The 12,749-nt window shown below is 52.1% G+C and carries 12 protein-coding genes and 2 pseudogenes; 5 read left to right on the plus strand and 9 right to left on the minus strand.

What is annotated here, in order from left to right; all coding sequences use genetic code 11:
• Nucleotides 1-743 precede the first annotated feature (743 nt).
• The 3 genes and pseudogenes from ACOTXI_RS23725 to ltrA form a co-directional block, all read right to left on the minus strand.
• A pseudogene (locus ACOTXI_RS23725) lies at nucleotides 744-1,052 on the minus strand (replication initiation protein); the annotation flags it as partial.
• Between the two features lie 9 nt (nucleotides 1,053-1,061).
• Nucleotides 1,062-1,759, minus strand: a protein-coding gene (locus ACOTXI_RS23730) for an IS1-like element IS1X3 family transposase (RefSeq protein ID WP_223229472.1) whose coding sequence is annotated in 2 segments (ribosomal slippage) — nucleotides 1,062-1,510 and nucleotides 1,510-1,759 — 699 coding nt in all. Because the reading frame shifts where the segments join, the coding sequence is not laid out codon by codon here.
• 151 nt (nucleotides 1,760-1,910) lie between these two features.
• Nucleotides 1,911-3,398: pseudogene (ltrA, locus tag ACOTXI_RS23735) on the minus strand (group II intron reverse transcriptase/maturase).
• A 405-nt stretch (nucleotides 3,399-3,803) separates the two neighbouring features.
• On the opposite strand from ltrA, the gene umuD reads away from it, so the two are divergent.
• Entirely contained in the window at nucleotides 3,804-4,235 is a 432-nt protein-coding gene (umuD, locus tag ACOTXI_RS23740) for a translesion error-prone DNA polymerase V autoproteolytic subunit (RefSeq protein WP_000776034.1), read from the plus strand.
• Nucleotides 4,235-5,506 (plus strand): Y-family DNA polymerase, encoded by a 1,272-nt coding sequence (locus ACOTXI_RS23745; RefSeq protein WP_004118291.1) that lies wholly within the window; start codon nucleotides 4,235-4,237, stop codon nucleotides 5,504-5,506. The genes umuD and ACOTXI_RS23745 overlap by 1 nt, the downstream gene beginning before the upstream one ends.
• Before the next feature lie 81 nt (nucleotides 5,507-5,587).
• On the opposite strand, the gene ACOTXI_RS23750 is transcribed toward ACOTXI_RS23745, so the two are convergent.
• The gene (locus ACOTXI_RS23750) at nucleotides 5,588-6,562 is read right to left on the minus strand and encodes a ParB family protein (protein WP_000064120.1); all 975 of its coding nucleotides are present in this window, start codon (nucleotides 6,560-6,562) and stop codon (nucleotides 5,588-5,590) included.
• Nucleotides 6,562-7,767: an AAA family ATPase gene (locus tag ACOTXI_RS23755; protein ID WP_000368714.1), complete on the minus strand. Its 1,206-nt coding sequence runs from the start codon at nucleotides 7,765-7,767 to the stop codon at nucleotides 6,562-6,564. The genes ACOTXI_RS23750 and ACOTXI_RS23755 overlap by 1 nt, the downstream gene beginning before the upstream one ends.
• Before the next feature lie 414 nt (nucleotides 7,768-8,181).
• On the opposite strand from ACOTXI_RS23755, the gene ACOTXI_RS23760 reads away from it, so the two are divergent.
• On the plus strand, nucleotides 8,182-8,379 hold the full coding sequence (locus tag ACOTXI_RS23760; protein WP_000339856.1) for a hypothetical protein: 198 nt from the start codon (nucleotides 8,182-8,184) through the stop codon (nucleotides 8,377-8,379).
• Nucleotides 8,380-8,735: 356 nt separating this feature from the next.
• Here the strand turns inward: ACOTXI_RS23760 and ACOTXI_RS23765 are convergent, their stop codons facing one another.
• Complete coding sequence (locus tag ACOTXI_RS23765) at nucleotides 8,736-9,602, minus strand: replication initiation protein (protein WP_004118283.1); 867 nt, start codon at nucleotides 9,600-9,602, stop codon at nucleotides 8,736-8,738.
• Nucleotides 9,603-10,136: 534 nt separating this feature from the next.
• Between ACOTXI_RS23765 and ACOTXI_RS23770 the strand changes: the two genes are divergently transcribed.
• Nucleotides 10,137-10,241 (plus strand): hypothetical protein, encoded by a 105-nt coding sequence (locus ACOTXI_RS23770; RefSeq protein WP_032409716.1) that lies wholly within the window; start codon nucleotides 10,137-10,139, stop codon nucleotides 10,239-10,241.
• A gap of 128 nt (nucleotides 10,242-10,369) precedes the next feature.
• Nucleotides 10,370-10,627 carry a hypothetical protein gene (locus tag ACOTXI_RS23775; protein WP_000764642.1) on the plus strand — a complete coding sequence of 86 codons (258 nt, stop codon included), beginning with the start codon at nucleotides 10,370-10,372 and terminating at the stop codon, nucleotides 10,625-10,627.
• A gap of 57 nt (nucleotides 10,628-10,684) precedes the next feature.
• On the opposite strand, the gene ACOTXI_RS23780 is transcribed toward ACOTXI_RS23775, so the two are convergent.
• The 3 genes from ACOTXI_RS23780 to ACOTXI_RS23790 are packed head-to-tail and all read right to left on the minus strand — an operon-like array spanning nucleotide 10,685 to nucleotide 12,602.
• Nucleotides 10,685-11,461 carry a site-specific integrase gene (locus tag ACOTXI_RS23780; protein WP_000015958.1) on the minus strand — a complete coding sequence of 259 codons (777 nt, stop codon included), beginning with the start codon at nucleotides 11,459-11,461 and terminating at the stop codon, nucleotides 10,685-10,687.
• Nucleotides 11,458-12,201, minus strand: a complete 744-nt coding sequence (locus tag ACOTXI_RS23785) for a hypothetical protein (RefSeq protein ID WP_000129823.1) — start codon at nucleotides 12,199-12,201, stop codon at nucleotides 11,458-11,460. The genes ACOTXI_RS23780 and ACOTXI_RS23785 overlap by 4 nt, the downstream gene beginning before the upstream one ends.
• Nucleotides 12,202-12,251: 50 nt before the next feature.
• Complete coding sequence (locus ACOTXI_RS23790) at nucleotides 12,252-12,602, minus strand: hypothetical protein (RefSeq protein WP_000493378.1); 351 nt, start codon at nucleotides 12,600-12,602, stop codon at nucleotides 12,252-12,254.
• Between the last annotated feature and the right edge of the window lie 147 nt (nucleotides 12,603-12,749).

Genomic DNA, 12,749 nt, shown 5'->3' on the forward strand with positions numbered 1-12,749 from the left:
CTTAACACGGTAGCTGCAAAGCCCTAATCCCGCTCACCGCCACGCAGCTGCCGTACGTCCCCCACGGGGGTGCGCAGTGCTGCGCGCGGGAACGGCGGCCCGTCTGCGGGACGCGGCGCCGTACTGCGCGTTAGCGGCCGCACGCGGCCGGTTACGGGGGACACTCCGCCATACGACCAGCGACCCGCTGAGCTGCACAATCCACAGATAACACAAGCTACATACATGTCGATATGGGAATCGGCCCACCTTGCCGGGCGCCGGTGCCGTGTGGAAATCCGCCCACCTTGCCGCGCGCCGGTGCCGTGTGGGAATCCGCCCACCTTGCCGCGCGCCGGTGCCGTGTGGGAATCCGCCCACCTTGCCGGGCGCCGGTGCTGTGTGGAAATCCGCCCACCTTACCGGGCGCCGGTGCTGTGTGGAAATCCGCCCATCTTGCCGGGCGCCGGTGCCGTGTGGGAATCCGCCCACCTTACCGGGCGCCGGTGCCGTGTGGGAATCCGCCCACCTTACCGGGCGCCGGTGCCGTGTGGGAATCCGCCCACCTTGCCGGGCGCCGGTGCCGTGTGGGAATCCGCCCACCTTACCGGGCGCCGGTGCCGTGTGGGAATCCGCCCACCTTGCCGGGCGCCGGTGCCGTGTGGGAATCCGCCCATCTTACCGGGCGCCGGTGCTGTGTGGAAATCCGCCCATCTTCATGACAAAAATTTGTCAAATGACAGGCTCATGTGTGCTGATTTATGTCAGACGGGATTTTGCTTATCAATTATTGAGAACAGAAATTTTCCTGAATCATCAATACTATACTTAGCAAGTAAAGGTGTTTTCTCATTTATCTGCTTGAGTGCAGGATCAAGGAAAGATCGTTTCAACTCTGCCAAGTTCTTCTGCTGGGATTCCGGTAAGACGAAACGGTCATTTAACCAAGCATGAGTAGTAACCCATAAGCCTGAAGATTTGAATTGAGCAAGACTTTCATAAAGGCGGATCGTCCGGGGATTTCGAAGACTGCCACAATCGCGGAGCGAGTAGGTGGTGAACTGGTTGGTAATGACTCCAACTTACTGATAGTGTTTTATGTTCAGATAATGCCCGATGACTTTGTCATGCAGCGCCACCGATTTTGAGAACGACAGTGACTTCCTGCCCAGCCTTGCCAGATGCTGCCTCAGATTCTGGTTATGCCGCTCAATTCGCTGCGTATATCGCTTGCTGATAACGTGCAGTTCTCCCTTCAGGCGGGATTCATAAAGCGGCCAGCCATCCGTCATCCATACCACGACCTCAAAGGCCGACAGCAGGCCCGGAAGACGCTCCAGCGTGGCCAGAGTACGCTCACCAAAGACGCGTGCCACCACCGTCCTGCACATCCTGCCATAGGCGTAAAATAACCAGCGCTGACGTGATTTAGCCCCGACGTAGCCCCACTGTTCGTCCATTTCCGCGCAGACAATGACGTCACTGCCCGGTTGTATGCGTGAGGTTACCGACTGCGGTCTGAGTTTTTTAAGTGACGTAAAATCGTGTTGAGGCCAACGCCCATAATGCGGGCGGTTGCCCGGCATCCAACGCCATTCATGGCCATATCAATGATTTTCTGGTGCGTACCGGGCTGAGAGGCGGTGTAAGTGAACTGTAGCTGCCATGTTTTACGGCAGTGAGAGCAGAGATAGCGCTGATGTCCGGCAGTACTTTTACCGTTACGCACCACGCCTTCAGTAGCTGAGCAGGAGGGACAACTGATGGAGATGGAAGCCACTGGAGCACCTCAAAGACACCATCGTACACTAAATCAGTAAGTTGGCACCATTATCCGGCAGGCGATCTGGATTATCGTCACGCTGTTAAATATGTCGCGGTAGGGATACCCGTTACCGGATACCCCCCGCACAGATCCCGGCGTGCGCGATTTACGCACCGGGCTCCTGCCTCGGGTGTCTGGCGGTGAACCGCTCCACAGGCCATGGATGAAGAACCCGAACCCTTGGTAGCCATGCGGCTGCCAGTTTGTTTGCTTTCGTCCAGGTCGTATCATCCTTCTGGCTCCTGCGCCTGAGCGCCCGGCGCCAGAGGTTTGTTACGTGTGTCCTGAACTTCTGCATGGTGGGGAAGTTGCCCGGTACCGAGTGATAGTTCAGGTATCCCTGAACCACTCTCCTGAGCCATTTTCCCTGTTCGGGGATTGAGTAATGCCAGCGCCTTCGCAGACCGTCTTTGATGGCTTTCAGAGTTGCCGTCATCCGATCCCGGCGGGTCTTTCGTATCAGCATGAACCTGCCGTTGCGATCTTTCCCGCTGATGTGCGTGAACCCGAGGAAGTTGAACGTTTCTGGTTTGCCTTTTCCCCTGATGGCACGGTTTTCGGCAGCGAAGCGGCCGAACTCCATCAGACGGGTTTTCTCCGGGTGAACCGTGAGTCCGAACTCCCTCAGTCTGCGCTGCATGGCTATACGGAAGCGCCGGGCATCGTATCGTTTGTCGAACCCGATGACGATGTCATCGGCGTATCTGACCATTACCACATTGCCTGTGGCATAGCGACGTCGCCACTGATGCGCCCACAGATCGAAGACGTAGTGGAGGTATATGTTTGCCAGCAGCGGTGAGATGACCGCACCCTGTGGGGTGCCTTCCTCCGTTGCTCGCCATTGACCCTCCTCCAACGTCCCGGCTGTGAGCCACTTACGTATGAGCCTGATTACGCTCCGGTCGCCGATCCGATGCTCTGTGAACCTGATCAGCCATTCGTGGCTCACCCTGTCGAAGAACTGACTGATGTCGGCATCCAGTACCCAGTTTACGTTAGTGCGTACCAGCCCTGTGGCCAGTGCGTCCAGTGCATCGTGCTGGCTTCGCCCGGGTCTGAACCCGTATGAGAACCCCATAAAGTCGTTTTCATAGACTGCGTTCAGGATTTTCACCAGCGCATACTGGACGATCTTGTCCTCCAGCGAGGCGATGCCGAGCGGGCGTTGTTTTCCATCCGCTTTTGGGATGTAGTGACGCCTGCCGGGCTGCGCCCTGTAGCTGCCCTGATGTAGCCTCCGGTGCAGATCTGTTATGTTGTTCTTCATGTTTCCGGCGTAGTCCATCCACCTGATGCCATCCACTCCGGCGGCCGCTTTCCTGCTCAGGGAGAGGAATGCGGCTTCCAGTGCTTCGACTGTCAGCAGGTGGAACAATGCTGTAAACCGTTCTTTCTTCCGCTGCTTCGCAGCTTCCCGCACGCGTGACAGCCTCTGTGACATGCTTTCCCGGCTCTGTGTCCGGCGCATGTGTGGCTGTTCCGCGTTCCCCTTGGCCCCGCTCCTTCGCTCCACTGACTACGCTCCTTTCGGGTTGTTCGCCTGCTTCGCCGCTACTATGAGCGAGTCCGACTTCTCCTCTCCGTACATCACCGGCTATGACTCCTCGTCTTCCCGGTGCGGGCCGTCTCCGACACTGGCAGATGGTCAGAGGGGAGATCTCCCGGTTCCCGCGTAGAGATCGTATTGACATGCCAGGGTCTCAGACCCCGCCGGGTCCATGTGGCACTCGCAGTATCGCACCCTATGATGTTGCCTTCCGTTAACAGTACAACGTCGGCACCCGGTAATTTAATATACATTTCGTGGCTCAATGGCTGGCCTGTCAACACCCCTGTCAACGCTTCGCCCCATACCTCGCGGTATGCAACGCATGACTCGGGGACCTTGTGGATTGCTGGTCCTTCAATGGTCGGGGACTTTCACCCCTTGATCTCTACCGGTCTCCCGGCGAACACTGTATGTATAACCAGTAAAATTAGAGTGTCAGGAGGAAAGATGAAACTACAACTTTTCAGCACCGGGAAAGAACTCCCGCCACAGGCCCATCCATTGTTTGCCGATCTGGCCAGCTGCGGTTTTCCCAGCCCTGCTGCTGACTATGTCGAGTCCGATCTGGATCTCCATGATTACTGCATACGGCATCCGAGCGCGACGTACTACCTGCGTGCCAGCGGAGACAGCATGGCCGACGGCAGTCTGTACAATGGCGATCTGCTGGTTGTGGACAGTGCTGAAAAGCCGCGGCACGGCGATATCGTTGTCGCCAGCATGCAGGGGGAGTTTACGGTGAAACGGCTTCTGCTGACGCCGCGACTGACGCTGCAGCCCATGAATGCCTCCTGGTCGCCGATTTATCCTGATCCCGACGAGCTGGATATCTTTGGCGTCGTCACGCATATCATCCACCGCCCGAGGGAGATGTACTGATGTTTGCCCTGGCCGATGTGAACAGCTTCTATGCCAGCTGTGAACGTGTTTTCCGCCCGGATTTGAAAGGAAAGCCGATAGTCGTCCTGAGCAACAACGACGGGAATGTAATCGCTCGCAGTGCCGAGGCGAAGCCCTGGATCAAAATGGGAACTCCGTGGTTTCAGATAAAAAACGAAAGATACCCGGAAAAAATATATGCGTTTTCAAGTAATTATGAACTTTACGCCTCGATATCGGCGCGCGTGATGAACTGCCTGGAGGAACTGGCCCCCAGGGTGGAACAGTATTCAATTGATGAGATGTTCCTCGACCTGACCGGCGTGGAGCACTGTATGGGGCTTGAGGACTTCGCCCGGCAGCTGCGTCAGCAGGTGTATGACTGTACCCGCCTGACCATTGGCGTGGGCGCCGGACCAACGAAAACCCTCGCAAAATCAGCCCAGTGGGCCTCAAAAGAGTGGAAACAGTTTCATGGCGTACTCGCTCTGACCAGGGGAAATCCGCAAAGGACGCGGAAACTGCTTTCACTGCAGCCGGTTGAAGAAATCTGGGGGGTGGGTAACCGTATTGCACGCAAGCTAAATGTGCTGGGCATAAAAACCGCGCTCGATCTGGCTCTGACGAACCCGGCCTTCATCCGCAAAAATTTTTCTGTCGTCCTTGAGCGAACGGTACGGGAACTGAACGGGGAAAGCTGCCTTTCGCTTGAGGAAGCCCCTCCGACGAAACAGCAAATTGTCTGCAGCCGCAGTTTTGGCGTGAAGATCACGGAGTACGAGTCACTCCGTCAGGCTATCTGTCAGCACGCAGAGCGGGCCTCTGAAAAACTGCGTAAAGAGCACCAGTATTGCCGGCATATTTCCGTTTTCATCAAAACGTCTCCGTTCGCCATTAAAGAGCCTTACTACGGCAACGTGGCTACGGAAAAACTTCTTACACCCACTCAGGACACCAGGGACATCATTGCAGCCGCTACAACGGCTCTGGAGCGTATCTGGAGGGATGGGCACCGGTATGCCAAAGCCGGAGTTATGCTGAATGACTTCACCGGCTCCGGAGTTTCGCAGCTGCAACTGTTCGACGAACGCCCGCCACGCCCTCACAGTGCTGAGCTGATGAGGGTTCTGGACGGGATCAACAACTCAGGGCTGGGTAAAGTATGGTTTGCGGGGCGGGGTATGGCCCCGGAATGGCAGATGAAACGGGAGATGCTTTCTCCTGCTTATACGACACGATGGTCAGATATTCCTGCAGCGAAACTGGCGTGAAACCATGGCGATTTCACCGTGAAATTCTCAACCTAAACTGCCTAATTACAATAAGTTAGATGTGAAATCGCCATGGCGAAATTATTGACTCAAATTTCTGTCAAGGACTTCGTTGATAGCCTTGTCCAGTTCATCCTGAATCACTTTTGACATACGGCTAAACTCATAAGTCAGCGTGCGCCCTTTCACACGCTTACGCGCGAACTTGTCCTTTTCTTCAAAAGACCAGAGTGGGGAAACCACTGACTTTTCCTTGGGAGATGGATCTATCAATGCCTGAGATGCCTGAGAAATCAGCTTCAGAATACTGGCTTTCTGTTCGTCTTCTGGTCGCTCGCCATCACTCAAAATTGCATCGAGCTGAGCTGATACAGACTGAATGAGTTCTTCAGGCGTTAATCCCTTTTCACCGAGTTTTTCATTAACTTCTAAAAGAAGTTTATAATCACTAAACGATAGCTCCGACTGAACCGGGAACAGAGAAATTAAGTCTTGCGGTACGGCCGCCGCCTGCAGCGCCCTGGTAACTTTAGCCTGAGATAATCCCTCCAGTTCAGCAATTTCCTTTTGATTAAATCCGGACTCTTTAAGAGCGATCAATCTCAGACCAATCTCCCGAAGATTATGTTCTTTAGCTGTCTGGATATCTTTAGCCAGTTGGCGAGCTTCATCAGCTGATAAATGTTCTTCGGTAACCATTACATCAAGGCCTGTACGGACAAAAATTGCTGAGGCTCGCCGTCTTGAACCATCCAGTATCTCAATCCTTTCACTTTGCTTAATACCAATACAGGGAAAGAACTGCTGAAACTTAATCGTCTGGATAATGGATTTCAGAGACTCCCTGGTCAGTGCAAGTTGATCTCTTCCATTGTTTTCCTGGTTTACGAAGGTCTTACTTTCAACTTCAGATGCAGGCACCCGAACAAACCTGAACGTTACCTTCCTGCCGGTTTTTAAGGTAAATACCTGACTTCTACCGGTGTCAGCCATTTCGAGCATTGACGCCTGAGTATTTAACTGTCTGCCGATGGTTTTTCTTTTCTCATTCGACATCACATACCTCCGTTAGTACGAATGAACTCGATGCGATCAAAGACTGCCTTCGCAAAGTCTTCCGCTGCTGATTTTGCGCTTTTTAGTGCCTCTGTACTTCCATCATAGGTTGCTGGATTTGCTGAAATAACTGTGTCAAAAGTCTCCCCACAACGTTCGAAACCATCCAGTCTTGGCAGAACCATGTCTAGCATATCGGCACCGAAAACCTCTTTGGCCTGACTATGGCAAATTTTGTGATCAGACTTGTTCAGGATCTTGGACATGAAGCCGACATTACCGATGAGATTGCAGGTGTGCCCATCCATTTCGATGGAATCTATGAGGGCAGGGAGGCTGGCCACAAACTTCAGGGAAGAATGAAAATCAACCGTCGCCGGTGGAAGAGGGGTCAACATCAGGTCTGCCGCCCCAATGCAGTTTTTCAGGAACGCATCAAGGTGAGGACCACTATCAAGGAAAATAAAGTCGTAGTCATGCTGGAGCTTGTCGATAATGTTCTCTTTAAGCACCGCATGAATATTTTTCCCTGGCAGATGTTCTTCACACAATCCCTTCCAGCCTTCAGCAAGGAATGCATCGTCAATGGAAGCGGGGATTACATCAACACCAGGGATAATAGACGGTACTATAAAATCGGAAAGTAATTCTTCACGAGACACGTTCTGGAGCATGGCCTGAGCAGCCGTATTTTCAACCAAGCCCACTGAATTCTCATGGCTCAGGAACATTGTCAGAGATGCCTGCGGATCGAAATCGATGGCCAGAATACGCAGGTCTTCGAACAGAAGCTGAGGATGAGCTCGAAAAGCATGTGATAATGAAGCGGTAGAAACTGTCTTGGAACCACCACCTTTAAGATTACATACAAAAATCGTAAAGGCTTTATCGAAGCGATCCCTGTACTTCGGTACTTTACGATGGTTATACAGATCGATGACATTCTGAATCGTCATCGCGTATTTCATCGTATTACCAGAAGGTTTCTTTTTAAAAATGTAGCCACCGGCTTCCATTTCGGACACAGCATACTCAACACTGCCTTTACTGAGCTTAGGCAGCTTATACAGAGCGGCTTTGCTGTATTCCTGATAGAACTCGGTAAGCTTCAATTCCTCTTTTTGCTGTCGGATACTTTCGCTCAAAGATGTCAGAAGCTTACCTGCACGTGTAGCGACTTTCCGTAACTGCTCAATATTGTCCATTTATCACCTCATGACGTTTTTTGTCATTTTGAACAAAAAGTGTCATGTTGCAAGAAAAAAATCATATTGTTTTGATTTCGCTCTCAACAGAAGGGGGATGAAGCTCGACGGGCGTGCTACTAAATCACACTGCAGCAACACGCAGACGCACTTTTGACCATCAACAGCAACTCATACAAAAGGGCTTTGAGAAAGGTATTCAACTTGCAAGACAGGAGAGTCATTCAGAAGGATTCTGATTTTAGTTACGACCAGTGCAATGCTGAGCCTTATGTATCAGCGCTCGCCGCAGCCATGTAACCGAGCGTAGCGAGCGAACTGGCGAGGAAGCGAAGAGGAACCGTTCCGGCAGATAGCTCTTACGCTCAGCACAAGAAGAGTTTTCCATCCTCTGTGGGAAACAGGTCAACTTTAATGGACGCTCCGGACTATGGGAAACAGGTCAACTTCGCGGACGGCCCGGACTATGGGAAACAGGTCAACTTCACGGGCGGCCGGGAGTGTGGGGAACAGGTCAACTTCGCGGACGGCCCGGATTATGGGAAACAGGTCAACTTCGCGGGCGGCCGGGACTGTGGGAAACAGGTCAACTTTGCAGACGGCCCGGACTAAGGGAAACAGGTCAGCTTCTCGGACGGCCCGGACTATGGGAAACAGGTCAACTTCTCGGACGGTCGGGAGTGTGGGAAACAGGTCAACTCCGCGTACGGCCCGGACTGTGGGAAACAGGTCAACTTTGCAGACGACCGGGACTGTGGGAAACAGGTCAACTTTGCAGACGACCGGGACTGTGGGAAACAGGTCAACTCCGCAGACGGCCCGGACTGTGGGAAACAGGTCAACTACGCAGACAGCCGCGATTGCGGGAAACAGGTCAAGTTAGGCAAGCACTATGGGAAACACAGCAAGTTCAGTATCCCCCCATATGTCAGCAACAAACTAAGGGGGGAGGAAATAAAAATTACAGACTATTGTTTTTTATCAAGAAAATTAAACAGCAAGCGACCATCTTCTTCAGTGGTATATGTTACCTTTAATGGCGTCTTCTCATTAATTTTCTTCAGAGCAGGTTCCAGGAAGGTACGCTTCATTTCAGCAATATTGTTTTTCTGCGAGGCAGGGAGCATAAACCTTTCACATAACCAGTCATGTGTGGTGATCCAGACACCAGTGCTCCGGAACTGACACAGGCTTTCATAAAGCCGGATGACACGAACACTATTAAGCTGGCCACAGTCATAGAGAGAATAGGTAGTGAACTGGGAGGTTAAGCCGACCAGGAATGGCATGACCTTGTAGTTAAATTCAATCTGCCAGGAACCCCGGCCTCGCTTCATTCCTGCTTCAGCCAGCCACGGACGTTTAACTTCTTCAAACTCACCTTCTTTTGGATAAAAGGTAACCGTTGATTCGCCCAGAGCATTTACCCCAGCCTTCACATCACGACTGGCGACAGACGTAGCGACATTGAAGTATTTGACGTAATCGGAAACGCTGATTTTGAAGAGCGGCAATACGTCAGAGTCATCTTCCTGGCTGTCATTAAAATAGGCCTGCATGAGGCATAACCACAGCACACGTTTTGCCTGAAGAGGCAGGTAATATGCAGCTTCGGTCAATTCGTTAGATTGCTTTATACTGGCGCGTTTTTTAAACGTTTTAGTAGCTGGCAAGAGTGCTTGAGTATCCATTTCAATGCCTATGGGTAAATTTTTACCCACCCATAATGACAGTGAAAACAGAAATTGCAAGCTATCGCGATACTTATCCACCGGAAAAATCTGCACTTTATCCACAAGTGGATAATTGAGAACTGAACTTGACCTCTTTCCCATAGCTTGTTGATGCGTATCCCATAGCTTGTTGACACAAAACCCACTGATACGTGATTAATTTCCCATATTATGTTTACCAGTTGCCCATACAGGCCCCCTCTCAGGCCGCACTGTACGCGGCTTTCAGGCTCCCTAAAAGATGTAAAATAAAGAAAAAGAATAAAAAAGTACTTTATAAAAATATGCCCGTGGATAAGTGGATAACCCCGAGGGGAGGTGATTTTTCAGGCATTGAGCGTAAGCAGAATTTATAAGTTTTGTTCCCTGGTGCTTCCTCGCTCACTCGGGGCTTCGCCCTGTCGCTCGACTGCGGCGAGCACTGCTGGCTCGATCATATCCGTGGCCGGAAGATACTACTCCTCCCCCGAGTCGCTCTCCAGAGCCGGCTACAGCGAGACAACCCGCACGAAGATTTCTATCGTCCCTGCAGACATATTCGAATCGTTTTTATTAACCCTGGCTTCCGTCGTGACAGAACACTACGTCCTGTAAAAGGGGGACTAAGGCCCCTGAATCACACACCTGAAATTAATAATGCGGAGTTTTACGATAATGTCATTGCTGGAAACTTTCCTGACCGCTTCTCAGGGGGCAACAATCCTGTTCCTTGCCATGCTGATCTACTGGCAAAAGCGATAAATCTAAGCGGGCTGGCCTTTGGCCAGCTTCGCTGTATAAGGGGAAAAATGCGGCATATCCAGACATTTCACTAGGCAATTTGAATTCAGATATCTATGCTTGGGATCCGGTCAACAGGAGGTAACAAGATGAAACTTGAAACTATACAGATAGATAATACCGTAAGGAGTGGTCTTAATTCTTTCACTGACGGGGTGATTATTCGTGATACAAAGGTATTGATCACGCTCAATCTCCCGGATGGACAGAAAACCACTATTGAGGGGGAATGGCGGCATATGTCGGACGCCAACAGGTTGTCAGAACGTATTACGATGCTTCAGCATGCGATCTATGAGCAGTATGAGGAATACAGAGCAGATATTCCCGTCAGCTGGTCCAGATAACGTCTGACAGACCTCCCCGGCGAGCAGGACGTTCGCCAGCATCATTCTCCTAAGTACTTAAATATTCCCTTTCAGCATGGCTACCGCATCCGCTTCGGGCATCTGAAACTGAACTCGATGCCGCGCAGCAACATCAAGTGCGAACACCTTCGTATAGACTTCCGTCGAGCTAATCGATTTGTGGCCCATCAGGCTCTGCAAAACCTTCAGTGGTATGCCGGCATACAGCATATGCATCGCGTAGGAGTGGCGGAACGTATGCGGGGTGACCGGCACCGAGAATGTCACCCCGTCGACGGCGGCCGCTTCAACCGCTTCGCCAATCCAGGTCCGTACTGTCCGGTCGGTGATGTCCCAGATGCGGGCTTTCTCTGTTCTGCCGGTACGCTTGTTGCGTCTTTCCAGCGGAATTTTCAGGGTGGCCACCATCATCTGCAGCTGGCTGACGTAGTGGTGATCGGAAAGCGGAACCAGACGATGAGCCTGGCTACCGGCGGGAGCTCGGCCGGCTGTCCTGGCCGCTTTTTCGGTGCGCTGCTTAAGCGTGGCCAGCTGCACGAACGGATACGGTGGCACCAGCGAAAAATCCCCCCGGGTCAGCGCCAGCGCCTCGTTGATACGTGCGCCGGTGTTCCAGAGGGTTGCCAGCAGCATCTTGCGGTGCAAATCGGGCACATAATGGAGCAGGGCGCTGACTTCCGGTGCCAGCAGGTATTTCGGTAGTTCATCTTGAACGAGCGCCATCTGGCGCAGGGCCAGCGCGGCGGGATAGTCAATGGCCACCGGCATTTGCGCCGGCTGCTGCGGGTGAGAATATGATAAGAGGCCGCTCATTGGTTTGACATTCCATCAGGTATCACTAATTGATTCCACTCCCTGTTGCGGGTAGCTTCAGCAGCGCGCAGGGCTCTTTCGCGCCTCCAGACTTTACGAAACACGGAAACTGCAGACCATTCATCATGACCTGTAAGACGTGTTTCGGGCATCCCGGTTGCCTTGCGCAGACGGACGGCAAGAATGACAGCGTTGATGCCCAAGCGCGTGAACTGATACTGCCGTTCCCTGAAATAGTCCTTATGCCAAGGAGGGTCGGAGTATTCGGCGGCATATGCAATTGCCCTGTGGGCCTCATCCTGGAGCACCGGCAGTTCACGGATGCGATACATAAGACGTGGCTCTAAAGTCCGCCAGTCACCGGAGACATCGATCAGATTCAGTTCAGGGTAATTCGTGACAGCTTTTCTCTCAGGCTGGGGGGCATCATCATCCTGGCCGTCATCCGTCACAACCCGGAAACAACCCTCAGCATACCGTTCAAGCATGAATACCAACTCGGTGGCAATGTAATGCAGTTCCTTTTTCATTTTATCTTCTGACGCCTGTCTCTCACGCTTAAGCGTGAAATAATGTGTCAGCCAGATGCCAGTGAGTGTTATACCCCCAGTAAGCAGGCCAGTGATAAGCCCGGTTGCCACGTTTCCCCAGATCCCCGCCCCTTGATTAATCAGCTGTACGGAAACCGGATGGGATGTCGCAGCAACTATACTCTCAGTTGCGGCCTGTATATCAGTCATTGATCATTTACCCCTTTATATTCCTGAGAAATCCCGCCCTCTGTCCGTAGTCAGCGGCCGGCAGCCAGCTCTTCAGCCAGTTTCACAAACCTTTTGTGCTCAGTCTGCAGGTAATGGCTGTAAATCCGGGCATCACGTTCTGTCAGTCCGGATGGATTGCCGGTGAAGTAACGTTGCAGCACCGCAATACAGTGATTGTAGGTATCGAGATCATATTCCCAGTTTCCCAGCTCACCGGCCGCATCCAGTTCCTGGCGAAACTGCTCGTATTTACGGAGCAGAATGCCAAGACCTAATTCTGTTGCAGCATAAAGATTATTTTCTCCTGGCGCGGAAATCGCATTACGGATTTTTTCAAAAGCATAACTGAAATCATTTCTCTCATTGAATGCAGTAAACATGTCCTTTCCTCAGTTGAATAGTTAGCCGTGCAATTTTACCAGGCACTGTTGCAAAGTTAGCGATGAGGCAGCCTTTTGTCTTATTCAAAGGCCTTACATTTCAAAAACTCTGCTTACCAGGCGCATTTCGCCCAGGGGATCACCATA

Origin of the sequence: Enterobacter cloacae complex sp. BZL2005 (assembly GCF_049238885.1) — a bacterium.
In the GTDB taxonomy this organism is placed as follows: Bacteria; Pseudomonadota; Gammaproteobacteria; order Enterobacterales; family Enterobacteriaceae; genus Enterobacter; species Enterobacter roggenkampii.

Bases quoted from the DNA above. Each gene is read 5' to 3' on its own strand.
- ACOTXI_RS23790 (WP_000493378.1), bottom strand. From the start codon at position 12,602: ATGTTTACTGCATTCAATGAGAGAAATGATTTCAGTTATGCTTTTGAA.
- ACOTXI_RS23745 (WP_004118291.1), top strand. From the start codon at position 4,235: ATGTTTGCCCTGGCCGATGTGAACAGCTTCTATGCCAGCTGTGAACGT.
- ACOTXI_RS23785 (WP_000129823.1), bottom strand. From the start codon at position 12,201: ATGACTGATATACAGGCCGCAACTGAGAGTATAGTTGCTGCGACATCC.
- ACOTXI_RS23755 (WP_000368714.1), bottom strand. From the start codon at position 7,767: ATGGACAATATTGAGCAGTTACGGAAAGTCGCTACACGTGCAGGTAAG.
- umuD (WP_000776034.1), top strand. From the start codon at position 3,804: ATGAAACTACAACTTTTCAGCACCGGGAAAGAACTCCCGCCACAGGCC.
- ACOTXI_RS23770 (WP_032409716.1), top strand. From the start codon at position 10,137: ATGCGGAGTTTTACGATAATGTCATTGCTGGAAACTTTCCTGACCGCT.
- ACOTXI_RS23760 (WP_000339856.1), top strand. From the start codon at position 8,182: ATGGACGCTCCGGACTATGGGAAACAGGTCAACTTCGCGGACGGCCCG.
- ACOTXI_RS23750 (WP_000064120.1), bottom strand. From the start codon at position 6,562: ATGTCGAATGAGAAAAGAAAAACCATCGGCAGACAGTTAAATACTCAG.
- ACOTXI_RS23765 (WP_004118283.1), bottom strand. From the start codon at position 9,602: ATGGGAAAGAGGTCAAGTTCAGTTCTCAATTATCCACTTGTGGATAAA.
- ACOTXI_RS23775 (WP_000764642.1), top strand. From the start codon at position 10,370: ATGAAACTTGAAACTATACAGATAGATAATACCGTAAGGAGTGGTCTT.
- ACOTXI_RS23780 (WP_000015958.1), bottom strand. From the start codon at position 11,461: ATGAGCGGCCTCTTATCATATTCTCACCCGCAGCAGCCGGCGCAAATG.